At 64.1% G+C, this 21,043-nt stretch carries 26 protein-coding genes; 7 read left to right on the forward strand and 19 right to left on the reverse strand.

What is annotated here, in order from left to right:
• Window positions 1–65 precede the first annotated feature (65 nt).
• The 10 genes from rapZ to ACREP4_RS05620 are packed head-to-tail and all read right to left on the reverse strand — an operon-like array spanning window position 66 to window position 7,616.
• On the reverse strand, window positions 66–944 hold the full coding sequence (gene rapZ / locus ACREP4_RS05575) for an RNase adapter RapZ (protein ID WP_431595166.1): 879 nt from the start codon (window positions 942–944) through the stop codon (window positions 66–68).
• Window positions 941–1,891: an HPr(Ser) kinase/phosphatase gene (hprK, locus tag ACREP4_RS05580; protein WP_269790394.1), complete on the reverse strand. Its 951-nt coding sequence runs from the start codon at window positions 1,889–1,891 to the stop codon at window positions 941–943. The genes rapZ and hprK overlap by 4 nt, the downstream gene beginning before the upstream one ends.
• Window positions 1,888–2,340: a PTS sugar transporter subunit IIA gene (locus tag ACREP4_RS05585; protein ID WP_431595167.1), complete on the reverse strand. Its 453-nt coding sequence runs from the start codon at window positions 2,338–2,340 to the stop codon at window positions 1,888–1,890. The genes hprK and ACREP4_RS05585 overlap by 4 nt, the downstream gene beginning before the upstream one ends.
• A gap of 21 nt (window positions 2,341–2,361) precedes the next feature.
• Window positions 2,362–2,679, reverse strand: coding sequence for a ribosome hibernation-promoting factor, HPF/YfiA family (gene hpf / locus ACREP4_RS05590; RefSeq protein ID WP_431595168.1), 318 nt, complete (start codon window positions 2,677–2,679; stop codon window positions 2,362–2,364).
• Between the two features lie 59 nt (window positions 2,680–2,738).
• Window positions 2,739–4,178 (reverse strand): RNA polymerase factor sigma-54, encoded by a 1,440-nt coding sequence (locus ACREP4_RS05595; protein WP_431595169.1) that lies wholly within the window; start codon window positions 4,176–4,178, stop codon window positions 2,739–2,741.
• Between the two features lie 43 nt (window positions 4,179–4,221).
• A complete protein-coding gene (lptB, locus tag ACREP4_RS05600; protein WP_431595170.1) occupies window positions 4,222–4,941 on the reverse strand; it encodes an LPS export ABC transporter ATP-binding protein in 720 nt (239 codons plus the stop codon).
• A complete protein-coding gene (gene lptA / locus ACREP4_RS05605) occupies window positions 4,941–5,468 on the reverse strand; it encodes a lipopolysaccharide transport periplasmic protein LptA (protein WP_431595171.1) in 528 nt (175 codons plus the stop codon). Before lptA ends, lptB begins: the two co-directional genes overlap by 1 nt.
• Window positions 5,446–6,012 (reverse strand): LPS export ABC transporter periplasmic protein LptC, encoded by a 567-nt coding sequence (gene lptC / locus ACREP4_RS05610; protein WP_431595172.1) that lies wholly within the window; start codon window positions 6,010–6,012, stop codon window positions 5,446–5,448. Before lptC ends, lptA begins: the two co-directional genes overlap by 23 nt.
• Complete coding sequence (locus ACREP4_RS05615; protein ID WP_431595173.1) at window positions 6,009–6,557, reverse strand: KdsC family phosphatase; 549 nt, start codon at window positions 6,555–6,557, stop codon at window positions 6,009–6,011. Before ACREP4_RS05615 ends, lptC begins: the two co-directional genes overlap by 4 nt.
• A gap of 57 nt (window positions 6,558–6,614) precedes the next feature.
• Complete coding sequence (locus ACREP4_RS05620) at window positions 6,615–7,616, reverse strand: KpsF/GutQ family sugar-phosphate isomerase (protein WP_431595174.1); 1,002 nt, start codon at window positions 7,614–7,616, stop codon at window positions 6,615–6,617.
• A gap of 53 nt (window positions 7,617–7,669) precedes the next feature.
• Here ACREP4_RS05620 and ACREP4_RS05625 point away from each other — a divergent pair, with 53 nt between their 5' ends.
• Genes ACREP4_RS05625 through ACREP4_RS05635 form a run of 3 tightly spaced genes read left to right on the forward strand, consistent with a single transcriptional unit; the run spans window position 7,670 to window position 9,524 of the window.
• Complete coding sequence (locus ACREP4_RS05625) at window positions 7,670–7,900, forward strand: BolA family protein (protein ID WP_269790402.1); 231 nt, start codon at window positions 7,670–7,672, stop codon at window positions 7,898–7,900.
• Between the two features lie 41 nt (window positions 7,901–7,941).
• A complete protein-coding gene (gene murA / locus ACREP4_RS05630) occupies window positions 7,942–9,216 on the forward strand; it encodes a UDP-N-acetylglucosamine 1-carboxyvinyltransferase (protein WP_431595175.1) in 1,275 nt (424 codons plus the stop codon).
• On the forward strand, window positions 9,213–9,524 hold the full coding sequence (locus tag ACREP4_RS05635) for an EF-hand domain-containing protein (RefSeq protein ID WP_431595176.1): 312 nt from the start codon (window positions 9,213–9,215) through the stop codon (window positions 9,522–9,524). Before murA ends, ACREP4_RS05635 begins: the two co-directional genes overlap by 4 nt.
• 146 nt (window positions 9,525–9,670) lie before the next feature.
• On the opposite strand, the gene ACREP4_RS05640 is transcribed toward ACREP4_RS05635, so the two are convergent.
• From ACREP4_RS05640 to purM, 5 genes are all read right to left on the reverse strand, one after another.
• The gene (locus tag ACREP4_RS05640; RefSeq protein ID WP_431595177.1) at window positions 9,671–10,354 is read right to left on the reverse strand and encodes a DUF3108 domain-containing protein; all 684 of its coding nucleotides are present in this window, start codon (window positions 10,352–10,354) and stop codon (window positions 9,671–9,673) included.
• A 2-nt stretch (window positions 10,355–10,356) separates the two neighbouring features.
• Window positions 10,357–11,133, reverse strand: coding sequence for a DUF3108 domain-containing protein (locus ACREP4_RS05645; RefSeq protein ID WP_431595178.1), 777 nt, complete (start codon window positions 11,131–11,133; stop codon window positions 10,357–10,359).
• 62 nt (window positions 11,134–11,195) lie between these two features.
• Window positions 11,196–11,855 (reverse strand): phosphoribosylglycinamide formyltransferase, encoded by a 660-nt coding sequence (gene purN, locus ACREP4_RS05650; RefSeq protein WP_431595179.1) that lies wholly within the window; start codon window positions 11,853–11,855, stop codon window positions 11,196–11,198.
• On the reverse strand, window positions 11,852–12,463 hold the full coding sequence (locus ACREP4_RS05655) for a DUF2238 domain-containing protein (RefSeq protein ID WP_431595180.1): 612 nt from the start codon (window positions 12,461–12,463) through the stop codon (window positions 11,852–11,854). The genes purN and ACREP4_RS05655 overlap by 4 nt, the downstream gene beginning before the upstream one ends.
• A 14-nt stretch (window positions 12,464–12,477) precedes the next feature.
• Complete coding sequence (purM, locus tag ACREP4_RS05660) at window positions 12,478–13,503, reverse strand: phosphoribosylformylglycinamidine cyclo-ligase (protein ID WP_431595328.1); 1,026 nt, start codon at window positions 13,501–13,503, stop codon at window positions 12,478–12,480.
• Window positions 13,504–13,633: 130 nt separating this feature from the next.
• Here purM and ACREP4_RS05665 point away from each other — a divergent pair, with 130 nt between their 5' ends.
• From ACREP4_RS05665 to hda, 3 genes are read left to right on the forward strand one after another with little or no spacing between them, the layout of a single operon-like run.
• Window positions 13,634–14,755: a DUF2066 domain-containing protein gene (locus ACREP4_RS05665; protein ID WP_431595181.1), complete on the forward strand. Its 1,122-nt coding sequence runs from the start codon at window positions 13,634–13,636 to the stop codon at window positions 14,753–14,755.
• Window positions 14,752–15,924: an AI-2E family transporter gene (locus tag ACREP4_RS05670; protein WP_431595182.1), complete on the forward strand. Its 1,173-nt coding sequence runs from the start codon at window positions 14,752–14,754 to the stop codon at window positions 15,922–15,924. Before ACREP4_RS05665 ends, ACREP4_RS05670 begins: the two co-directional genes overlap by 4 nt.
• A complete protein-coding gene (gene hda, locus ACREP4_RS05675) occupies window positions 15,921–16,628 on the forward strand; it encodes a DnaA regulatory inactivator Hda (protein WP_431595183.1) in 708 nt (235 codons plus the stop codon). The genes ACREP4_RS05670 and hda overlap by 4 nt, the downstream gene beginning before the upstream one ends.
• 125 nt (window positions 16,629–16,753) lie before the next feature.
• Here hda and murU read toward each other — a convergent pair whose 3' ends face one another.
• The 4 genes from murU to ACREP4_RS05695 all read right to left on the reverse strand — a co-directional run bounded on the left by murU (window position 16,754) and on the right by ACREP4_RS05695 (window position 20,415).
• Window positions 16,754–17,467 (reverse strand): N-acetylmuramate alpha-1-phosphate uridylyltransferase MurU, encoded by a 714-nt coding sequence (gene murU, locus ACREP4_RS05680; RefSeq protein ID WP_431595184.1) that lies wholly within the window; start codon window positions 17,465–17,467, stop codon window positions 16,754–16,756.
• Window positions 17,464–18,474 carry an aminoglycoside phosphotransferase family protein gene (locus ACREP4_RS05685; protein WP_431595185.1) on the reverse strand — a complete coding sequence of 337 codons (1,011 nt, stop codon included), beginning with the start codon at window positions 18,472–18,474 and terminating at the stop codon, window positions 17,464–17,466. The genes murU and ACREP4_RS05685 overlap by 4 nt, the downstream gene beginning before the upstream one ends.
• Before the next feature lie 54 nt (window positions 18,475–18,528).
• Window positions 18,529–18,801, reverse strand: a complete 273-nt coding sequence (locus ACREP4_RS05690) for a GlsB/YeaQ/YmgE family stress response membrane protein (protein WP_431595186.1) — start codon at window positions 18,799–18,801, stop codon at window positions 18,529–18,531.
• A 120-nt stretch (window positions 18,802–18,921) separates the two neighbouring features.
• On the reverse strand, window positions 18,922–20,415 hold the full coding sequence (locus ACREP4_RS05695; RefSeq protein ID WP_431595187.1) for a M20 family metallopeptidase: 1,494 nt from the start codon (window positions 20,413–20,415) through the stop codon (window positions 18,922–18,924).
• Between the two features lie 208 nt (window positions 20,416–20,623).
• Between ACREP4_RS05695 and ACREP4_RS05700 the strand changes: the two genes are divergently transcribed.
• Window positions 20,624–20,956: a ComEA family DNA-binding protein gene (locus ACREP4_RS05700; protein WP_431595188.1), complete on the forward strand. Its 333-nt coding sequence runs from the start codon at window positions 20,624–20,626 to the stop codon at window positions 20,954–20,956.
• The last annotated feature ends 87 nt before the right edge of the window (window positions 20,957–21,043 follow it).

A 21,043-nucleotide genomic window follows, 5' to 3' on the forward strand; every position in this document is an offset into this window, starting at 1 on the left:
CGTGTCTTCTGTGTGCCATTCGGGCGCCGCTTGGATTTTGGGACGAATCTTGTTCCTGGCGGGCTCTATTCCTGTTCGCGGTGAAAGGTGGCCACGTCCTGCCAGCCTTTTTCACGCGCATGCCGGGCCAGCCGTTCGGCCAGATACACCGAGCGGTGTTTGCCGCCGGTACAGCCGAATGCCACGGTCACATAACTACGGGTTTCGCTGCCCAGCTTGGGCAACCAGGTATCGAGCAGGTCCTGCAGCTGGCTGACGTAGCGCACCACATCCGGCTGGGCGTCCAGATATTCACGCACTTCGCGGTCGCGGCCGGTCAGTGAGCGCAGCTCCGGGTCCCAATGGGGATTGGGCAGCACCCGTGCATCGAACACGAAATCCGCTTCGGCCGGCACGCCGCGCTTGTAGGCGAATGATTCAAACAACAGCGACAGGTTGCTTTCCTGGCTCAGCGCGAACTCGGTGATGACCCGCCGGCGCAGCTGATGCACGTTGAGCTTGGTGGTGTCGATGATGGCGTTGGCTTCGCGGCGCAGCGGCGCGGTGAGTTCGCGCTCGCGGGCGATGGCCTCCGGCAACGACAGGCCGAGATGGCTCAGCGGGTGACGGCGACGGGTGTCGGCGTAACGGGCGAGCAGGGTGTCGTCGTCGGCTTCAAAGAACAGCAGCCGCGCATCAATGCTGTAGTCCAGTGCGGTCTTGCGCCAACGCGCCAACTGGCTGAGGTCGCTGCGGCCGCGGACGTCGATGCCGATGGCCAGGCGCCTGGGGCTGTTTTCGGTGCGTTCGCCAATGACGCCTCGTACAAAATCCGGCAGCAGGTTCACCGGGATGTTGTCCGAGCAGTAGTAATCCAGATCCTCGAAGGTCTTCAGCGCGACCGATTTGCCTGAGCCGGACAAGCCGCTGACGATCACCAGCAGTGGGGAGGCTGGGGCGTTCATGGTGTGCGCTGTTCCAATAGATTGCTGTGGCGGGCGATGAACATCGCCGCCGGGTCGATGCCCTTGGTGCGAAGGATGTGCAGCCGCGTGGCGGCTTCGGTAAGCACGGCCAGATTGCGACCGGGCATCACCGGCAGGGTGATCAGCGGCACATCCAGGTCCAGCACGTGACGCTTGCCGGAATCGCCGGTGAGGCGCTCGTAACCGTAAGAACTGGGCTCGGTCATCGGCTTGGTCAGGTGGACGATGAGGCGAAGGTACTTGTTCTTCTTTACAGCTGTGTCACCAAACATCTGGCGCACGTTGAGCACGCCCAGCCCGCGCACTTCCAGCAGGTCCTGCAGCAGTTCCGGGCAGGTGCCGTCGAGGACGTCGGGGGCTATCTGGGTGAACTCCGGGGCATCGTCGGCGACCAGCCGGTGGCCGCGCGAGAGCAGCTCCAGCGCCAACTCGCTCTTGCCCGAGCCGGCTTCACCGGTGACCAGCACGCCGATGGAGTAGATCTCCATGAACACGCCATGCAGGGTGACGCGCGGCGCCAAGGTGCGGGCCAGGTGATAACTAAGGTGGTTGAGCAGTTCGTGGCCGCGCTTGGGCGATATCCACAACGGCGTCTGCGATTCGTCGGCCGCCGCGCGCAGGTCTTCCGGGCAGCCATGGCTTTTAGTGATGACCAGCGCCAGCGGCCGCGCCTGGATGATGCGCTCGATGACTTCCCAGCGCTGCCGCGAATCCAGCGAATCCAGCCAGGTCAGTTCTTCGGTGCCGAGAATCTGCACCTTGTTGGGGTAAATGGTGTTCAGGTAGCCGGCCAGCGACGGGCGGCGGGAGACGGTGTTGCCGGCCTCCAGCTCGCGCTGCGCGCCTTGGCGACCGGCGACCCAGCGCAGCTCAAGCTTCTCGCGCTGCTGGTCGAACAGTTCCTGTGCCGTGATGCTGGTATTCATCCGCGGGATGCCTGCTGCGGGTCGATGATGATGTGTTGAAGCGCTTCGGCGTCGGGCGCGTCGCGCAGTGCCTGGCGGATGTCGGGGTCGGAGAACATCTCCGCCAACTCGGACAGCAGCATCAGGTGTTGATGGGTGTAGTGCTCGGGCACGGCCATGGCGAAGACCAGGTCGACCGGCTCGTTGCCGCCAAAGTCCACCGGCGTATGCAGCCGCAGCAGGGCGCCGCGCGGCTGTTGCAGGGTTGCTGAGCGGCCATGCGGGATGGCGATGCCATGGCCGATGGCGGTGCTGCCCACGCGCTCACGTTCGCGCAGGCTGAGAAACAGGCTGTCAGCCCCCGCTTCACGACAGGCGAGCAGTCGCGAAGCGGCGAGCAGGGTGGTGTCACGGTCGGCGGCCGCAAGTACCTGGGTACTCACGGCCGCCATAAGGTCGGTCAACGGCATGGTTGCTGCAGGTAATGGCGGCTAGGCGTCATTGTCGCGCAGAGCGTGCGATGCGTGGGGAAGATGCTTTTCCTTGTGCTTGATGACCAGCCGGTCCAGCTTGTCGGCCAGGATGTCGATGGCTGCATACATGGTGGATGCGGCAGCGTCGGCATGGAGCGTGCGCCCGGGTAGATTCACCGTGGCAACAACGAGGAAGTCAGGCTTGCGAGTGGACAGCTGCACTCGTACTTCGCAGTGCTGGTCGACGTGTCGTCCTACCCGCTCCAGCTTTGTTTCCACGTACTCCTTCAGGGCGGGCGTTACTTCGATCTGCTGGCCATACGTCTCGATACGCATCGGATTCCTCCTGTGGTTCGGGGTTGCCTAATGAACCCGGTGCCAAGCCAGCGAGCGCTTCAGATGATGCGGACGCGTTCGTGGGAGGCACTGATGTTCATGGCCTCACGATACTTCGCCACGGTGCGTCGCGCCACCGGTATTCCACTGGTCTTGAGGAGCTCAGCCAGCTTGGCGTCAGAAAGCGGTTTGCGCGGGTTTTCTGCATCGATCAGGTTGCGGATCATTGATTGGATGGCGGTGCTGGAGGCTTCGCCGCCGCCTTCGGTGTCGATGCCCGAGGCAAAGAAAGCTCGCAATGGCAAGGTGCCACGAGGAGTGCGCACGTACTTGCGTGAAATGGCGCGCGAAATGGTGGATTCGTGAAGATCGAGTTCACCGGCGATTTCACGCAGCGTCAACGGACGCAGCGCCTGTTCGCCGAATTCCAGGAAGCCGGCCTGGTGTTTCAGCAGGCTGTTGACCACGCGCAGCAGCGTCTCGCCGCGCGCCTCCAGACTCTTGAGCAGCCAGCGGGCTTCCTGCAGATGACCGCGCAGGTAGTTGGCGTCGGAACTACCGCAGCTGCGGATCAACTGTTCGTAGCTGCGGTTGATGACTACCTTGGGCCCGGCATGACCGGCCAGCGCGCAGCGCCACATGCCGCGTTGACGCCAGATCACGCAATCGGGAACGACATAGGTATCGGTGGTCATGTCACCGAGTTGTTTGCCCGGGCGCGGATCGAGCGAGCGCAGCAACTGCACGGCTTCTTCGACGGCGGCGACGGGCTGCTTCAGTTCTTGGGCGATACCCGCAATGCCGGCGCGCGGCAGGCGCTCCAGCGGGCCTTGAACGATGTTGCGGGCCACGGCGATACCGGGTGTGCAGTTGGGCAGCATATCCAACTGCAGAGCCAAGCATTCGCCCAGCGAGCGTGCGCCGACACCGGCCGGATCGAAACATTGAATCTGCCGCAGCACGGCCAGAATTTCGTCATCGTCGGCAATCACTTCCGGGCGCAGGGTTTCGGCGATGCTGGAGAATGGTTCGCGGAGATAGCCGTCTTCGTCCAGTGCGTCGATCAGCGCCACGCCAATGGCGCGGTCGCGTTTGCCCAGATGAGTGAGATGGAGTTGCCAGAGCAGATGGTCGGCCAGCGTTTCCGGGTCGGCGGCTTGTTCGCGCTCGCCGTCCTCGCCATCGTCATCGAACGAGCCGCTGCGGCCGCTGCTCCAGTCTGCGTCGTCGGGTTCCCAATCGGCGCCATCGCTGTTGATGTCGCCCTGTGCGGGATCGACCGGACTGTCGTCGTTGTTGCTGGAGGCGGGCGGCGCTTCGTCATCGCCGCTGCCATCCTCGGTGCTGTCGGCCCATTCCAGCAGTGGATTGGTTTCCACCGCTTCGACCAGTTCAAGTTCCAGCTCGGTGCTGGACATCTGCAACAGCCGGATGGCCTGACGCAATTGCGGCGTCATCACCAGGCTTTGTCCCATCGATGTCTGCAGCCGAGCTTTCATGCCTGTTTCCGTGCGTGGAAGGGCCTGACGTCGTGCCGCGATCTCAGAGGGTAAAAGCGTCTCCGAGGTAGACGCGGCGAACGTCGGTGTTGGCCAGCAGCGCTTCCGGTGCCCCCTGCGCAAGGACGCTGCCTTCGGCGAGGATATACGCCCGGTCGCAGATTCCCAAGGTCTCGCGCACATTGTGGTCGGTGATCAACACACCAATGCCGCGTTGTTTCAGGTGGGTGACGATGCGCTGGATCTCGCCAACGGAAATGGGATCGACACCGGCGAACGGTTCGTCGAGCAGAATCAGGCGCGGCTTGGCGGCCAGTGCGCGGGCGATTTCGCAACGGCGGCGCTCGCCACCGGAGAGGCTTGCACCGAGCTGGTCGGCGACGTGGCTGATCTGCAGTTCGTCCAGCAACGAGGACAACTCGCGTTCGCGACCGGCCGAATCCAGATCGTCGCGCAGTTCCAGCACCAGCCGGATGTTGTCGGCGACGCTGAGCTTGCGGAACACCGACGGTTCCTGCGGCAGGTAACCCACGCCGAGCTTGGCGCGCGAGTACATCGGGTCGGCGGTGATGTCCTGGCCATCGAGCACGATGCTGCCGGCATCGGCGGCGACCAGACCGACAATCATGTAGAAGCAGGTGGTCTTGCCGGCGCCGTTGGGGCCGAGCAGACCGACCACTTCACCGGCATCCAGGGTGAGGCCGAAATCCTTGACGACTTCGCGGCTCTTGTAGCGTTTGCGCAGGCCTTGGGCGACGAGCATTACTTCTTGTCTCCTGCAGCAGCCGGTGCCTTGGCCTTGGGCTGGATGACCGTGCGCACGCGGGTGCCATCGCCACCGCTCTGCATGCTGCCGGTGCGGGTGTTGTAGACCATGCGCTGGCCGGCGTTGGTGCCGCGCTCGGATTCAACGTTGTAGTTGCCGGTCAGGATGATCACTTCGCTGTTGATGTTGTAGTCCATGTTGTCGGCACGGGCATTCATCCAGGTGTTGTCGTCCATCTGCTGCTTCAGGCGGGCCTGCTTGCCGGTGAGGACCACGCGCTCGGTCTCGCCGTTCTTGCGGATCACATCAGCGGTATCGGCATGAATTTCCATCGTGCCCTGGGTGATGATCACGTTGCCGCTGAACTGGCATTTGCCGTCATCGCTGAAGTTGCAGTCGTTGTTGTTGGAGTCGATGGTCATCGGCTGGTTGCGATCCGATGCCTTGGACCACGCCAGACCGGGTGCGAGCAGGGCGGCGAGCAGCGTGATCGACGCGAGCTTAGCGGGCAGCATTGGGTTCATAGCGGGTCTTGACCTGGGAAAGGAGTGAGTACTGTTTGGTTTTCAGATTGGTCTGGAAGCCAACGCCGGTCTGGGTGAGTCCGGGGCGGGTCACGGTGACGCGGCCGGCGGTGCGCGCGATGCTCTGTTCGTTCAGCACGTCCAGCGCATCGGTACGGAAAGTGGTTGGCGGGGTTTTGCCGTCTTTCGGGCTGTCGCCGGCGACATTGCCGCGCAGGCGCAGTTCTTCACCCTTGGGGCTGACCCAGCCGGTATCGGAACGCAGTTCCCAGTGCTGGCCGGCTGCGTCGGGCAGCAGGAACAGCGGCGAAACGATGCTGGACGTCTGGTCGGCGCGGCTGCGCTCCATCGACGGCGCGCGTAGCGTCATCGACTCCTTGCCTTCCTTGTCCAAGGTGGTGATCTCGAAGTCCTTCAGCACGAAATCGGTGCTGCCTTCTTCAATCGCCTGCGGTGCATTGCTGGCGCGATGGCGCCACGCCGACCAGCCGCTGGCCAGTGCCGCCAGCAGCAGTCCCAACCCGAGTACGGTGCGCCAGCTCATCGCGAATACCTCGCCAGCACGGCGTCTAGCTTGCCCTGCGCGGCCAGCAGTACGTCACACAGTTGCCGCGCTGCACCTCGGCCACCGTCGGCACGGGTCTGCCAGTGCACGCGTTCGGCGATCCACGGGTGGGCGTCGGCGGGTGCAACGGACAGACCGACCGCACACAGCGGCGCCAGATCCGGCAGGTCATCGCCCATGAATGCCACCTGTTCCAAACCAATGCCGTGTTGTTCGCACAGCACACGCACGCTGGCCAGTTTGTCGCCGACCGCGATCTGCGTGTCGATGCCAAGGTCCGCGCCGCGCTTCTGCGCCGACAGGCTGTTGCGGGCGGTGATCAGCACCGGATGAATGCCGTGCTGCTGTAGCAACTTCAGGCCCAGCCCGTCCTGTACGAAGTACGCCTTGCTCTCGTTGCCGGCGTGGTCGTAGAACAGACGCCCGTCGGTCAGCGTGCCGTCCACGTCAAAGCAGGCCAGCCGGATGTTGGCGGCAACGGCATGCAGCGGGGCGGGGAAGTGGTCGAGCGGTGAATAGGGCATCTGCGGGCAGTATCCGTTGCGGGCCGGGGAGGAGACGGGACAGTGATTGTGCGGGCTTTAGACCACTTTTGCCCGCAACAGGTCATGAATGTTCAGGGCGCCGACCGGGCGATGGTCGGCATCGACCACGATCAGGCCGTTGATCTGGTGTTTCTCCAGCAATCGCGCGGCTTCCACGGCCAATTGGTCGGCGCCGATGGTGCGCGGCTTGTGGGTCATCACCTCGGCGATGCCGGCGGTGCGCACGTCGATGTCGGTGTCCAGCGCGCGGCGCAGGTCGCCATCGGTGAACAGCCCGACTAGGCGGCCGTCGGCATCGACCACCGAGGTCATGCCCAGGCGCTTGCGGCTCATTTCCATCAGCGCCTGGCTTAGGCTGGCATCTTCACGCACGGCGGGCAGGTCGTCGCCGCCATGCATCACGTCGGTGATGTGCAGCAGCAGGCGCCGGCCCAGGCTGCCGGCCGGGTGCGAACGGGCGAAGTCGTCGGCGGTGAAACCGCGCGCGTCGAGCAGGGCCACGGCCAGCGCGTCGCCCATCGCCAGCGAGGCAGTGGTGCTGGAAGTGGGGGCCAGCGCCAGCGGGCAGGCTTCGTGATCGACGTTCACGTCCAGGTGCACGTCGGCGGCTTTGGCCAGGCTGGATTCCGGCTTGCCGGTCATCGAGATCAGCAGGTTGCCCTGGCGCTTGAACACCGGCAGCAGCATCAATACTTCGTCCGACTCGCCGGAGTAGGACAGTGCCAGCACCACGTCATCCTCGGTGATCATGCCCAGGTCGCCGTGGCCGGCTTCGCCCGGGTGCACGTAGAACGACGGAGTGCCGGTGGAGGCCAGCGTTGCGGCGATCTTGCGCGCGATATGGCCGGATTTGCCCATGCCGGTGGTGACCACGCGGCCGCGCGAAGCCAGCACCAAACGGCAGGCGGCGGCGAACTCGGTGCCGATGCGGTTGCCCACCCGGTCCAGCTCGGCGGACTCGATCTGGAACACGCGGTGACCGCTGGACACCAGGTCGGCATCACGGAGCGTATCCAGGGAAAGCGAAGAAGCAGCCATGCGGGCGCCACTCGGAATAGTAGAATGGGCGTTCATTTTATTAGGAAAGCGCTTTGGACGCCGAAACCATCCGAAATCTGATCGAAACCGGTCTGCCCGGTGCCCGTGCCGACGTGCAGGGTGAAGACGGTGTGCATTTCGAGGCGACGGTCGTTTGCGATGCGTTCGCCGGCAAGATGCCGCTGGCCCGCCACCGTATGGTCTATGCGACGCTGGGCGACCTGATGGGCGGCGCGATCCACGCGCTGGCGCTGAAAACCGTTACTCCGGGTGAAGCTGGCTGAGCCGGCGCACCGCAATCCCTCCCAATATCCGGCATTTTTCCATGGCAAAAATTGTAGTCACCGGCGGCAAAACGCTGAACGGTGAGGTGTATATCTCCGGCGCCAAGAATGCCGTCCTGCCGATCCTGTGCGCCACCTTGCTGGCCGATGCGCCGGTGGAAATCACCAACGTGCCGCACCTGCACGACGTGATCACCACCGTGAAGCTGCTCGGTGAGCTGGGCGCCAAGGTCACCATCGACCAGGGCACGCTGTCCCGTGGCAGCGCCATCGTGGTCGACCCGCGCAGCGTCAATCAGCACGTCGCGCCGTATGAACTGGTCAAGACCATGCGCGCCTCGATCCTGGTGCTGGGCCCGTTGCTGGCCAAGTACGGCAAGGCGGAAGTGTCGCTGCCCGGCGGTTGCGCGATCGGCTCGCGTCCGGTGGACCAGCACATCAAGGGCCTGCAGGCGCTGGGTGCGCATATCACCGTCGAAAACGGCTTCATCAAGGCACATGTCGACGGCCGCTTGAAGGGCGGTCATTTCACCTTTGACATGGTCAGCGTCACCGGCACCGAGAACGTGCTGATGGCGGCGGTGCTGGCCGAGGGCACCACTGTCCTGGACAACGCCGCGATGGAGCCGGAGGTGTCGGATCTGGCGCATTGCCTGATCGCACTGGGCGCCAAGATCGAAGGCATCGGCACCGCGCGTCTGGTGATCGAAGGCGTTGAGCGCCTGAACGGTGGTCGTCATGCGGTGTTGGCTGATCGCATTGAAACCGGCACTTTCCTGGTGGCGGCAGCGATGACCGGCGGCCGCGTCGTGGCACGCAACGCGCGCCCGGACACGATGGACGCGGTGCTGGCCAAGCTGGTCGAAGCCGGCGCGACGGTCGAAACCACCGAAGACACCATCACCGTGGACATGCAGGGCAAGCGGCCGAAGGCGGTCAACCTGACCACCGCGCCGTACCCGGCATTCCCCACCGACATGCAGGCGCAATTCATGGCGTTGAACTGTATGGCCGAGGGCGTGGGCGTGATCAACGAGACCATCTTTGAAAACCGCTTCATGCATGTGCAGGAGCTGCAGCGCCTGGGCGCGGATGTGCAGATCGAGGGCCGCACGGCGATCTGCCGTGGCAATGATCGTCTGAGCGGCGCCCCGGTAATGGCGACCGATCTGCGCGCATCGGCGTCGCTGATCCTGGCGGGGCTGGTAGCGGAAGGTGACACCGTCATCGACCGCATTTATCACCTTGACCGTGGCTACGAGAACATTGAAGAAAAGCTCAGTGCGCTCGGTGCCAGCATCCGGCGCGAAGCATGATCCTCAAGGGCCGTTTCACCCCGCGTCGCAGGGCGTTGCTGGTCCTGGTGCTGCTGGCAATGGGCTGGCTGGGCTGGGGCTGGTACAGCGGCGTGGCGATCACCCGTGGCGTGGAAAAGGAGCAGATGGACTGGAATGGCGATGGCCAGGTCAGTCGTGAGGAACTGTTCCAAGCGTTCTACGCGGTGAAGGTTGCCGACATCGAGGAAGGCAATCGCCAGTGCCGCAGTTTCATCTGGCGCAGCAGCGGCGAAGAGTTCCGCCGCGACTGCAAGACGGTGTTCAAGAAAGAGGCCGAGGCGAAGTAGTTCTTCGTTCTGAGCCAAACAAAAAGCCCGGCGATTGCCGGGCTTTTTGTTGATGCAGCTACCGCGATGTAGTGCCGAGCCATGCTCGGCAGAAGCGTCACCGGGCGAGCTCCAGCGCAGCATGGCTGCGCTCTACAGGTGATTTCTTAATTGAGCGACTTCAAGGTCAGATCCAGCGCGTCCTGGCCGTTTTCACGCTGCAGCAGCCGCGCCGGCACCGGCATGCCGGGCACGATCCAGGCAATCTGTTCCTTGTTGCCATCCACGCGCGAGACCTTGGTGGCTTCCTCGGTTTTTCCGGCAAAGGTAACGTTTTCCTTGCCGACCACACGGTAGGTCATCGGCTTGATGCGGCCGTCGTCGACCATGCGATAGGTCAGTGGCTTGCCCGCAGCAAGATCACGGGCGATGGCCAGGTTGAGCAGCAGCGCGTCCAGGTCGCCGTTGCGCAGGCGGATCGGACCGCTGCGGTCGGCCTTTACATCGCCGGTCCAGGTGGCCTGGTTGTTGGCCCAGTCGTAACGCGCGTCCACCTGCTTGCGCTTGATCAGCAGCACCGAGCGGTCGTGACTGCTGAGCGGGCGCAGGTTGCCCTGGTGCTCGTCGAACACGGTGCTCTGGCTCAGGTCGGCCATCGGGTTTTTGATCTGCATGCTGTAGCGCCAGCGGTCGGCGCCTTCATTGGCCAGCGTCATCACGCCATTGGCCTGCATGCCCATGTAACTGGCCTGGTAATTGGCGGTGAACGGTTGCAGCGCCAGCGCCGGCAGGCTGGCCAGCGCCAGTGCGGCGGTCGCGACAAGGCGAAGAGGGGAGAAGAAAGGCTTCATGGTCAGGCTCCTTGGTATTCCATCAGGCGCAGGTCGATTTCGTCCTCACCGTCCTTGCGTTGCAGGATGCGCACGGGGGTGGGCACGCCATTTGCGATCCACAGAATCATTTCGTCATTGCCGCCGTTGATCCGATGCACGCGCAGCGCGTCGTAACTCAGGTCGCCGACCTGCACGCTCTCGGTGGCATCGGCGGCGCGGTATTCGTACTGACGCACGCGGCCGACATCGACATAGCGGTAGGTCATGGTCTGGCCGGGGCGGGCGTCGCGCATCAGCGACAGATTGAGCAGCAACGCGCTCTGGTCGCCGCGTTGCAGGGGAATGGGTCGACGTCGTTCCTTCTTGAGGTCGCCCTGCCACTGCGCGGTGCCGGCTTGCCAGTCGTAGACGCCGGTGACCTTCTTGCCCATGAACAGGGCTTTTTTGACCGTGCTCTGGCTCAGCGGCGTGTAAACGCTGCCTTCGTTGTTGAAGACCGTGCTTTGTTCGATGTTCAAACCCAGCACGCTGGCAAAGCCATGCTTGCCGCGCACGGCCATGTCCACCCGCCATTGCGCGCCTTCGTTGTGAACGACGCGCATGGTGGCATCGCCGGCAAGCTTGCCTTTGTAGGAGGCTTCGTAGGTGGCGACGAAGGGCTCCAGTGCCGGCGGCGTCCACTCCATGGCCGGCAAGGCCACGGTTGCTGGAGCCGGTGCGGCTGCTTCCTGTGCATGAGAGCCCGCGGTGGTCAGCAGGGTGGTCAGCACCAGCAATTTGAAAGGCGCGTAAGTCATGCGTGAGGGCGACTGAAAGGAAGGGGGATGATGCCAGCACGCCGGTCAACGGCATATACAGGTCAGCCGGATAGCGTCCCGGCGGAATCTAGGCGCAGCGGGCTGAGCAGGGACTGACCATCCAGCAGGATCGTGCCGTCCTGTTCAGCTACGCGCCCGGAGACCAGCAGCTGCACGCTGGCCAGCAACAACGGGTGTTCGATACCCAGCACGCGCTCGGCCAGCGTTTCGGCGGTGTCGCTGGGGAGCACGGGGACGCGTGCCTGGGCGATTACCGCGCCGGCATCCAGCTCAGGCACGACGAAGTGCACGCTGGCGCCGTGTTCGGCATGGCCGGCTTCAATGGCGCGGGCATGCGTGTGCAGGCCCTTGTGCAGTGGCAACAGCGAGGGATGAATGTTGACCAGCCGGCCGCTGAAGCGTTGCACGAAGCCCGCGCCGAGGATGCGCATGTAGCCGGCGCAGATGATCCAGTCCGGCGCGCAGGCGGCCACCGCATCGCCCAGCGCCGAGTCAAAGGCGTCGCGGCTGTCGAAATCCTTGGGCGAACGTGCCCAGCGCAGGGCAGCGGGAACCTTGTCCAGCGCCGCGGCGGCAGGCTTGTCGGAGAACACGCCGACGATTTCGGCAGCGAGCTGGCCGGCGGTGATGCCATCCAGCAGGCACTGCAGATTGCTGCCGCGCCCCGAAGCCAGGACGGCGATGCGGGCGGGCGCGTTCATCGCGTGGCGATCCGGCGTGTCAGCGGCCACACCAACAGGCTGCCCAGCGTGGCCAGCAGCATGTCGGCATGCGCGTCCCACATATCACCCTGTTGGCCGTTGTAGGCCTCGGCCGCGTCGGGCGAGAGCAGCAGCGCGATGCCCCACTCAAACCATTCGTAGACCAGGCTGGAGCACATCACCACCATCACCGCCAAGGTGAAGGCGTGACCGATGCGCAGCGTTGGCCACGCATGCCGCGTCAGCTGGGTGAGTGCGGGGGTGAAGCAGACGCCGTACAGAAAGTGGATCAGCCGGTCGAAGTGATTGCGCTTCCAGCCAAACGCCGCATCCGGCGACCAGCCGACCGTGGCCTGCAACCAAGCGTCATACGGGACGTTGGAATACAGCCAGCGCGCAGCGATGCAATGGATGGCGATAAACCCGCAGATGGCAGCAAAGGCGCCATTGCCCAGCCGCCAGCGGCGATCCACCCACCACAGCGCGGCCAAACCAATCACGGTCAGTGAACTGTGCAGTGCCTGTTCAAGCGGCCACAGGGGGTTGATCCATGTGGCCGCGAACACGGCAAGCACGCCGATGAAGGCGGCCTTCTTTACGGTCGACATGGGGCTGGAGGTACTCAGCCGATGTGGACGCGTTCGTCACCTGCAGCCGGCACCACTTCGCCGATCTGCCAATGCGCCAGCTGCAGGGCATCCAGCGCGGTGTTGATGGTGGCGACCTGGTCGGCCGGCACCACCAGCACAAAGCCGATGCCGCAGTTGAAGGTGCGCCACATCTCGCTGTTGGCGACATTGCCTTCGCGCTGCAGCCACTGGAACACCAATGGCTGCGTCCAGCTGCTGGCGTCGATGGTCAGGCCCAGGCCTTCCGGCACGACGCGGATGATGTTTTCGGTCAGGCCGCCACCGGTGATGTGGGCCATGCCGTGCACGGCGGCACCGTGCGACTTGAGCAGCGACAGGATCGGCTTGACGTACAGGCGGGTCGGCGCCATCAGCGCGTCCACCAGCTTCACGCCGTCGTCCAGCACCAGATCGGCCGGGCTGCCGGCACGCTCATAGATGCGGCGCACCAGCGAGTAACCGTTGGAGTGCGGGCCGGAGGAGGCGATGCCGATCAGCACGTCGCCCTGCTGCACGGCCGAGCCGTCCTTCAGTTCGCTCTTTTCCACGCCGGCGACAGTGAAGCCGGCCAGGTCGTATTCGCCCGGGGCATACATGTCGGGCATTTCAGCGGTTTCACCGCCGATCAGCGCGCAACCGGCCTCGGTGCAGCCGTTGGCAATGCCGCCAACCACGGCCGCAGCGGTGTCGATGTCGAGCTTGCCGGTGGCGAAATAATCCAGGAAGAACAGCGGTTCGGCGCCCTGAACCAGCACGTCGTTGACGCACATGGCGACCAGATCGATGCCGATGGTGTCGTGGCGGCCCAGCTGTTGTGCGAGCTTCAGCTTGGTGCCGACGCCGTCGGTGCCGGACACCAGCACCGGCTCGCGGTACTTGTTGGAGAGGTCAAACAAAGCGCCGAAGCCACCCAGCCCGCCCATGACTTCAGGACGGAAGCTGCGCTTTACCAGCGGCTTGATACGCTCGACCAGTTCGTTGCCCGCGTCGATGTCGACACCGGCGTCACGGTAGGTCAGGGGAGAGTTCGCAGAGGTCGGGGAGCTGGTCACGGGCGGCTGCACTGGCGGGGTGAACGCGGCATTTTAACAGGCCACGTTGGCGCGAAGGCCCCATTCGGGCAACAATTCCCTCTGGAACCACCGAGCAATGGAATTTTCAATGCGTCGCAGCCTGGCCACAATCCTGTTTTTGGCGCTTTGCGTGCCCGTTTCTCTGGCACAGGCGCAGTCCGGCGTACGCACTGAAGGCGATGTCGCCAGCGCCAGTGGCACCTACGAGGCCGAAGTTCCTGTCAACAGCCAGAGCGATGCCGATCGCCCCGGGGCCTTGGCCCGCGCGCTGGGCACGGTGCTGGGCAAGCTGTCCGGCGACCGCGGCGCGGTGGGCCGGCCGGGCGTGGCGCAGGCGCTGCGCGGGGCCAAGGACATGGTGGCCGGCTACGACTACCGCCAGGACCAAAGCGTGGGCGCCAGTGGCGCACCGAGCTACCGGACCGTGCTGGTGGCGCGTTTCCGCCAGGACGACGTGGACGGCCTGGCCGCCGCGCTGGGCCTGCCGGTCTGGCCGCAGCCGCGTCCCAAGCCGGTCGTGTGGCTGGCCATCGACGATGGCAGCGGCCCGCGTCTGGTCAGCGTCCAGCAGTCCAACGCCGCTCGTCCGCTGCTGGATCGGGCCATCGAGCGCGGTTTCCGCCTGGGCCTGCCGTCCGGTGGCGCCGCAGAACAAGCGATGGCTGGTGCGATCTGGCGCCAGGACACCGCCGCCGTCGCCCGCGCCTCGGCCCGTTATTCGCCGCCGATGCAGCTGGTTGGCAAGCTGTATCGCGGCAAGGCCGGTGGCTGGCAGGCCGATTGGGTGTTTGTCGACAACGGCCGCGAACTCTCCAAGTGGACGACCCAGGACGGCGACGCACGCCGCGCGATGGCGGCCGGTGCCGATGGCGCTGCCGATGCACTGGTGCGCCGTTACGCCAAGGTGCCGGTCAGCGGCGCTGCGGGCACGTACCGCATCGTGGTCAGCGGCATCAACGGTGCTGACGACTACCTGCGTCTGGCCGCTACCCTACAGAGCAACCCGGTGGTGAAGTCGATGGTGCCGGTACAGGCCACGACGGATCGCCTGGAATTGGACGTGGAATTGATGACTGGCCTGCCGGGCTTCAATCGCATGCTGGGCTCGAGCAGCGCGCTGCAGCCAGTGGGCGCCATCGACGATGACGTCACCACCGAAGTAGTGGAAAGCAAGCGCGCCGAGTACCGCATCCGATGAGCACCGTCGCGCCGGAAACGGAAATCGCGCTGTTCCTGCGCCGCCTGAAGTGGGTGGTGCTGGTGGCATTCGGCATGTGGGTGACGTGGCTGTTGGCGCCGATCCTGACGCCGTTCGTGGTTGCATTGATGCTGGCGTGGCTGGGCGACCCGGTAGTGGATTGGCTGGAAGCCCGCGGCCGCTCGCGCAACACTGCTGTGGTGCTGGTGTTCTTGTTGATGTCGCTGCTGTTGACGTTGGCGTTGCTGATTCTGGTGCCGATGATCGAGCGCCAGATCACCACGCTGGTTGCGGCGCTGCCGCAGGCCCAGCAATGGTTGCTGGGTACGGCGATTCCGTGGATCGAGCAGAAGAGCGGCTTTGAATTGATGAGCTGGCTGGAGCCGGAACGACTGATCGACTGGGTGCGCAGCCATTGGCAGCAGGCTGGCGGCGTGGCGACCACGTTCTTCGGTTATGTGTCGCGCTCGGGCTTTGCGATGGTGGGTTGGGTGGTCAACCTGGCGCTGCTGCCGATCCTTGCTTACTACTTCCTGCGCGACTGGGACAAGTTGGTCGAGCGCGTTGCGGCGATGATTCCGCGTAACCACATCACCACCGTGTCGCGGCTGGCGCGCGAATCCAACGACGTGCTTGGTGCCTTCATCCGTGGCCAGATCGTAGTGATGATCGCGCTGGGCGTGGTCTACGCGGCGGGCTTGACGATGGTTGGCCTCAACCTTGGCTTGTTGATCGGCCTGATCGCCGGCTTGATCAGCTTCATTCCGTATCTGGGCGCGACCACCGGTGTGGTGTTGGCGGTGTTGGCGGCACTGGTGCAGTCGCAAGGCTTCGACTTGAAGCTGTTGGTGTTGGTCGGCGTGGTGTTCACTGTGGGACAGTTGCTGGAGAGCTACGTGCTCACGCCACGCATCGTCGGTGACAAGATCGGCCTGCACCCGGTGGCGGTGATTTTTGCGGTGATGGCGGGCGGCCAGTTGTTTGGTTTTCTGGGGATGTTGCTGGCGTTGCCGGCAGCTGCGGTGATCAACGTACTGCTGCGTTATGCGCACGAGCGTTACCGGCAGAGTGAGTTGTATGCGGGCCACGGGCCGACGATCGTGCTGGATGCGCGCAACCAGCCCCCCGCAGACATGGCGATTGTATTGAAGGACGTTGAACCGAAGTGAGTGTGCCGCAGTTGCCCTTGGCCTTGCGTTATCCGCCAGACCAACGATTTGAAACCTTTATCGGCGCGCCGGATGGCGCGCTGGCCCAGTTGCGCGCGCTCGCCGTCGGCAGCAGCCACGACTGGATCTTTCTTGCCGGTGCCGGCGGTACGGGCAAGACGCATTTGTCGCTGGCTACCTGCGCGGCGGCATTGCAGGCCGGTCGCCGGCCGGCGTACTTGCCGCTGCAAGCGGCCGGCTTACGTCTGAGCGAAGCGTTGGAAGCGCTGGAGGGCCATGACATGGTCGCGCTCGACGGGCTGGAATATGTGGCCGGGCGTCGCGAGCAGGAAGTCACCCTGTTTGAATTCCACAACCGCGCACGCGCCGCCGATGTGACCTTGCTCTACACCGCGCGCTGCACGCCCGACGCGCTCGGCCTGGTGCTGCCAGACCTGCGTTCGCGCTTGTCGCAATGCGGCCGGATCATGCTGGACCCGCTCGACGATGAAGGTCGTGGTGCAGTCCTGCGCGAACGCGCCGTGCGTCGCGGACTGGTGATGGACGAAGTCACGCTGGACTGGCTGCTGACCCGTACCGGTCGTGATCTGAGCGGGTTGGTTGCGCTGCTGGAGCGGCTGGACCGCGAATCACTTGCCGCTAAACGCCGTATCACCGTGCCGTTTCTCAAGCGCGTGCTGGAAAGCGGCGAGCTTGGTGGCTGAGCGCGCGAAGATCCGCGCGGTGTGTTGTCTCGGCCAAACGTAGGCTGGGATGCAATCCCCTCAGGGGTGCGCGTTCGTTATCGGCAATACCGGGATTGCGCGTTGCTTCATCCCAGCTTGCGGACTCAGCTGCCGATCCCACGCAACTGCGCATCCAACTGCTGCAACCGCTGCGGCGTGCCCACGTCGGTCCAGCGCCCGTTGTGATGCTGGCCACTGACCGCGTTGCGCGTCATCGCGGCACGTAGCAACGGCGCCAATTTGAAGCGCGGCGGCGTCTGTGTGCTGCCCTCGGCGTCGCCGATCACGGCTTTCCAGCCTTGCAGCAGCGCCGGGTGATAAACACCGATGCCGGAGAAGGTCAGGCGCGGCGCATCGCCGTCGTCCTGCAGCTGGCCATCGCGGCCAAGAATGAAATCACCGCGCGGGTGATGTTCCGGGTTGTCCACCATCACCAGATGCGCGTGGCCAACCGGCTCGGTGGGAAGCTGGGTGAAATCGAAATCACTCCAGATATCGCCATTGACCGCGATGAACGGCGCATCGCCCAGCAGCGACAACGCATTGAACATGCCACCGCCGGTTTCCAGCGGCACCGCACCTTCATGGATGAAGTGCAGGCGCAGGCCCCAGCGGCTACCGTCGCCCAACTGTTGCGGAAACTGGTCGGCCAACCAACTGGTGTTGATCACCACGTCATCGACACCGAGCGCAGCCAAACGCTGCAGGTGCCATTCAATCAACGGCTTGCCGGCGACCGGCAACAGCGGCTTGGGCGTGTGGTCGGTGAGCGGGCGCATGCGCTCGCCCAGGCCGGCAGCGAAGATCAACGCTTTCATGCGTCACCCTTTGCAGCCATCGCCGGTTTGATGCGCAGTTCAAGCAATTCCAGCAGCGGTGCCAGCTCCGGATAACGTGGCAGCACCTCATCCAGATAACGAATGAAACGCGGCGCATCAGCGAAGTAGTGGCCCTTGCCGTCGCGGTCACGCAGGCGCACGAAGATGCCGAGAATCTTGAGGTGGCGTTGCACGCCCATCCAGTCGGCGTCGCGCAGAAATTGTGGCCACGGACGCACCGGCAAGCCGGCCGCCAATGCTAGTGCGTGATAGCGCGCCAACCAGCGATCGACGCGTTCCAACGGCCAACTCAGAAATGCGTCCTTGAACAGACTCACCGGGTCGTAGGCAATCGGGCCACGCACCAGATCCTGGAAATCCAGCACCGCCGGGCCGCCTTCAACCGGCATCAGATTGCGCGGCATGAAGTCGCGATGCGTCAGCACCTGCGGCTGATTCAGTGCGTTGTCCATCAGTCGGCGATGTACCAGCTGCAGGCCTTCCAGTTCGCCACAATCCAACGTCAAACCAAGGTGATGCTGCAGGAACCATTCATCGAACAAGCCTGCATCACGCTGCAGCAGGGCTTCGCCAAATGCGCCCATGCCTTCCGGCACCGGAATCGACTGCAGTTGGATCAACTGCGCGAACGCCGCATCGAACCACGCATCGGCATTGTCGTCATTGATATGCCGGGCCAGCGTTGGGCCGCCGAGGTCTTCCAGCAGCAGGAAGCCATTGTCGGTATCGCGCGCCAGCACCTGCGGCACGCGCACGCCGTTGGGTTCGAGCAGATCGTGCATGCGCAGCCACGGCCGCACATCTTCCAGCCCGGGCGGGGAGTCCATCACGATGTGACTGCCACGCGTGCTGGTGCTGCGCCAGTAACTGCGGAAGCCAGCGTCTATCGACGCGCGGTCCAACTGGGCGGCGGCGTCGCCGAGTGCGGTGCAGGCCCACTGGCGGCGTTGTTCGGCGCGCAGCGGATCGGAAGCAGGATCATTCATGGACGGGTACGTCAAAGCCGCGCCGCAAAGCGCATGGAAAGAATGGAAAACGGTTCAGCGCTTGCCGCCGCTGACCAATCGCAACAAACCGAGAATGACAATCGCACCGATGATGGCGCCGATGAAGCCGGCCGGTTCACCTGCGGCATACCAGCCCATCTCGCGCCCGAACCAACCGGCAAACAGGGCGCCGACAATGCCGAGCACGATGGTCAGCAGGCAGCCCATGCGGTTGTTGCCGGGCATGAAGAACCGCCCCAGCAGGCCAACGAAGAAACCGATCAGGATGATGTACAGCCAGCTGTCGCTGCCAAACAGTCCGCTCATGTGTTCGTCCGCCATAAAGAAAGACGCAGCCTAGCAAGGCCAGGCTGCGTCCGTCATTAAAGGCTCAACGCCGTTGGATCGCGAACCGCTGCGGCATGCAGCGGTGCGCGCGCCGGGCGATCAGCAGCAGCCATGCCCACCGTGGCGGGTGCCACTGTCGGCAGCCACCGGCGAACCACTGGTTTCACCGCGCAAGCTGGCCGCGTGATGGTCGAACAGCACCTTGGACACGCAGGATGTGACGCGCTTGCCCATCGGAATGTGCAGGAACTCGTTCGGGCCGTGCGCGTTGGAGTGCGGGCCGAGCACGCCGGTGATCATGAACTGCGCACCCGGGAACTTTTCACCCAGCATGCCCATGAACGGGATCGAGCCGCCTTCGCCCATGTACATCGCCGGCTTGCCGAAGAACGCCTGGCTGGCGTCGTCGATGGATTTCTCCAGCCACGGCGCCATGGCCGGTGCATTCCAGCCGGTGGAGGCCTTTTCCAGATCCAGCGTGACCTGCGCGCCGTTCGGCGGATCACGCAGCAGCGCTTCCTTCAGCAACTCGCCGCAGGCCTTGCCATTGGCGGTCGGCGGCAGGCGCAGCGACAGCTTCACCGAGGTTTCCGGGCGCAGCACATTGCCGGCCGATTCCAGCGGCGGCATGCCACCGATGCCGGTCACCGACAACGCCGGACGCCAGGTGCGGTTGAGCACCAGCTCGGTCAGATCAGCGTTCATCGGCTGCAGGCCATCGACCAGCGGGAACTTGTCGAAGATGGCGGTATCAACCACTTCGGCAGCGCGTTTGGCTTGATCCAGGCGCTCGGCCGGGACTTCCACGTTCATGCCGTCGATCAAAATGCGGCCGGTATCCTGGTCTTCGATGCGCGACAGCAGCTGGCGCAGCAGGCGGAAGCTGGACGGCACCACGCCGGAGGCGTCACCGGAGTGCACGCCTTCATTGAGCACCTTGACGGTGAAGTTGCCGCCAGTCAGGCCGCGCAGCGAAGTGGTGCACCAGAGCTGGTCGTAGTTGGCGCAGCCCGAATCCAGGCACACCACCAGCGACGGCTGACCGATGCGGTCGGCCAGATGGTCGACATAGGCAGGTAGATCGTAGGAGCCGGATTCTTCGCAGGCTTCGATCAGGATCACGCAGCGCGCATGCGGCAGGCCCTGTTCCTGCAGTGCCAGGACGGCAGCCAGCGAGCCGAAGATCGCGTAGCCGTCATCGGCGCCACCGCGGCCGTAGAGCTTTTCGTCGCGCAGCACCGGAATCCACGGGCCGAGGTCATCGTCCCAGCCAGTCATTTCCGGCTGCTTGTCCAGGTGGCCATAGAGCAGCACGGTGTCGCTGCCGGTTTCCGGGCCGGTCGCCGGGATTTCCAGGAAAATCAGCGGCGTGCGGCCTTCCAAACGCACCACGTCAACCAGCAGGCCGGGGATCTTCTGCGCCTTGGCCCAGGTTTCCATCAGGCTGACGGCCTGATCCATGTAGCCGTTTGCAACCCAATTGGTGTCGAACATCGGCGACTTGTTGGGGATACGGATGTAATCGACCAGTTGCGGGACGATGTCGTTGTCCCACTTGTCGCTGAGAAATTGGCCGATCTTGGCGCTGTCCATCTGGATCTCCGGTAGCAATGTCAGGTGTAACCATTCTACGCCGCTCCCCCCGAAAACGACCCGTGTAGGAATTTCCCTACAGAGGGTAGGGGTGTTTGCTGGCTGTGTGAGCGACGCGTGACGGATAGTCTGGGTTCATGTGGCGCGGAACACTGGTTTGACCGGCGAGGAAGCTGGCTAACCACAGTCCAAGTCACAAGGAGCGTAGATGAAGCTTTTCACCGTGACGCTGAAGTCATTGGTTCTGGCGTTGGTGTTGACCGTTACGGCGTATGCCACGGACAAGGTCGATATCAACACCGCCTCCGCGGCGGAGCTGGATCGGGTGATGGTGAATGTCGGGCCATCGAAGGCGCAGGCAATCATCGCTCACCGACAGGCAAACGGGCCGTTCAAGAGTGTCGAGGAACTGGCACTGGTGAAAGGAATCGGATTGAACACGGTCGAACGGAATCGTGACCATATCGAAGTGAGGGCAGGATCAGCCCCCGCCAAGAGAGCCACCGGGACGGTGGCGCCCAAGCCGGTCGAAAGGCGTTGAGCGGAAGGAATCGAGATTGGTGAACCGCCAGGATGGCGGAGCACACAAGGAACCCAACCAGAGCAGGATGCTGGGGACTGGCAGGAT

Origin of the sequence: Stenotrophomonas sp., assembly GCF_050737575.1 — a bacterium.
Classification (GTDB): domain Bacteria; phylum Pseudomonadota; class Gammaproteobacteria; order Xanthomonadales; family Xanthomonadaceae; genus Stenotrophomonas.

What these genes read in the sequence shown, in the direction of transcription:
- ACREP4_RS05645 (WP_431595178.1), bottom strand. Translation starts at nt 11,133, where the DNA reads ATGACTTACGCGCCTTTCAAATTGCTGGTGCTGACCACCCTGCTGACC.
- ACREP4_RS05585 (WP_431595167.1), bottom strand. Translation starts at nt 2,340, where the DNA reads ATGCCGTTGACCGACCTTATGGCGGCCGTGAGTACCCAGGTACTTGCG.
- lptC (WP_431595172.1), bottom strand. Translation starts at nt 6,012, where the DNA reads ATGAGCTGGCGCACCGTACTCGGGTTGGGACTGCTGCTGGCGGCACTG.
- hpf (WP_431595168.1), bottom strand. Translation starts at nt 2,679, where the DNA reads ATGCGTATCGAGACGTATGGCCAGCAGATCGAAGTAACGCCCGCCCTG.
- ACREP4_RS05595 (WP_431595169.1), bottom strand. Translation starts at nt 4,178, where the DNA reads ATGAAAGCTCGGCTGCAGACATCGATGGGACAAAGCCTGGTGATGACG.
- lptB (WP_431595170.1), bottom strand. Translation starts at nt 4,941, where the DNA reads ATGCTCGTCGCCCAAGGCCTGCGCAAACGCTACAAGAGCCGCGAAGTC.
- hprK (WP_269790394.1), bottom strand. Translation starts at nt 1,891, where the DNA reads ATGAATACCAGCATCACGGCACAGGAACTGTTCGACCAGCAGCGCGAG.
- ACREP4_RS05640 (WP_431595177.1), bottom strand. Translation starts at nt 10,354, where the DNA reads ATGAAGCCTTTCTTCTCCCCTCTTCGCCTTGTCGCGACCGCCGCACTG.
- ACREP4_RS05695 (WP_431595187.1), bottom strand. Translation starts at nt 20,415, where the DNA reads ATGGACAGCGCCAAGATCGGCCAATTTCTCAGCGACAAGTGGGACAAC.
- murU (WP_431595184.1), bottom strand. Translation starts at nt 17,467, where the DNA reads ATGAAAGCGTTGATCTTCGCTGCCGGCCTGGGCGAGCGCATGCGCCCG.
- murA (WP_431595175.1), top strand. Translation starts at nt 7,942, where the DNA reads ATGGCAAAAATTGTAGTCACCGGCGGCAAAACGCTGAACGGTGAGGTG.
- lptA (WP_431595171.1), bottom strand. Translation starts at nt 5,468, where the DNA reads ATGAACCCAATGCTGCCCGCTAAGCTCGCGTCGATCACGCTGCTCGCC.
- ACREP4_RS05620 (WP_431595174.1), bottom strand. Translation starts at nt 7,616, where the DNA reads ATGGCTGCTTCTTCGCTTTCCCTGGATACGCTCCGTGATGCCGACCTG.
- ACREP4_RS05635 (WP_431595176.1), top strand. Translation starts at nt 9,213, where the DNA reads ATGATCCTCAAGGGCCGTTTCACCCCGCGTCGCAGGGCGTTGCTGGTC.
- ACREP4_RS05690 (WP_431595186.1), bottom strand. Translation starts at nt 18,801, where the DNA reads ATGAGCGGACTGTTTGGCAGCGACAGCTGGCTGTACATCATCCTGATC.
- rapZ (WP_431595166.1), bottom strand. Translation starts at nt 944, where the DNA reads ATGAACGCCCCAGCCTCCCCACTGCTGGTGATCGTCAGCGGCTTGTCC.
- ACREP4_RS05655 (WP_431595180.1), bottom strand. Translation starts at nt 12,463, where the DNA reads ATGTCGACCGTAAAGAAGGCCGCCTTCATCGGCGTGCTTGCCGTGTTC.
- ACREP4_RS05670 (WP_431595182.1), top strand. Translation starts at nt 14,752, where the DNA reads ATGAGCACCGTCGCGCCGGAAACGGAAATCGCGCTGTTCCTGCGCCGC.
- ACREP4_RS05665 (WP_431595181.1), top strand. Translation starts at nt 13,634, where the DNA reads ATGGAATTTTCAATGCGTCGCAGCCTGGCCACAATCCTGTTTTTGGCG.
- ACREP4_RS05615 (WP_431595173.1), bottom strand. Translation starts at nt 6,557, where the DNA reads ATGCCCTATTCACCGCTCGACCACTTCCCCGCCCCGCTGCATGCCGTT.
- purN (WP_431595179.1), bottom strand. Translation starts at nt 11,855, where the DNA reads ATGAACGCGCCCGCCCGCATCGCCGTCCTGGCTTCGGGGCGCGGCAGC.
- ACREP4_RS05700 (WP_431595188.1), top strand. Translation starts at nt 20,624, where the DNA reads ATGAAGCTTTTCACCGTGACGCTGAAGTCATTGGTTCTGGCGTTGGTG.
- ACREP4_RS05685 (WP_431595185.1), bottom strand. Translation starts at nt 18,474, where the DNA reads ATGAATGATCCTGCTTCCGATCCGCTGCGCGCCGAACAACGCCGCCAG.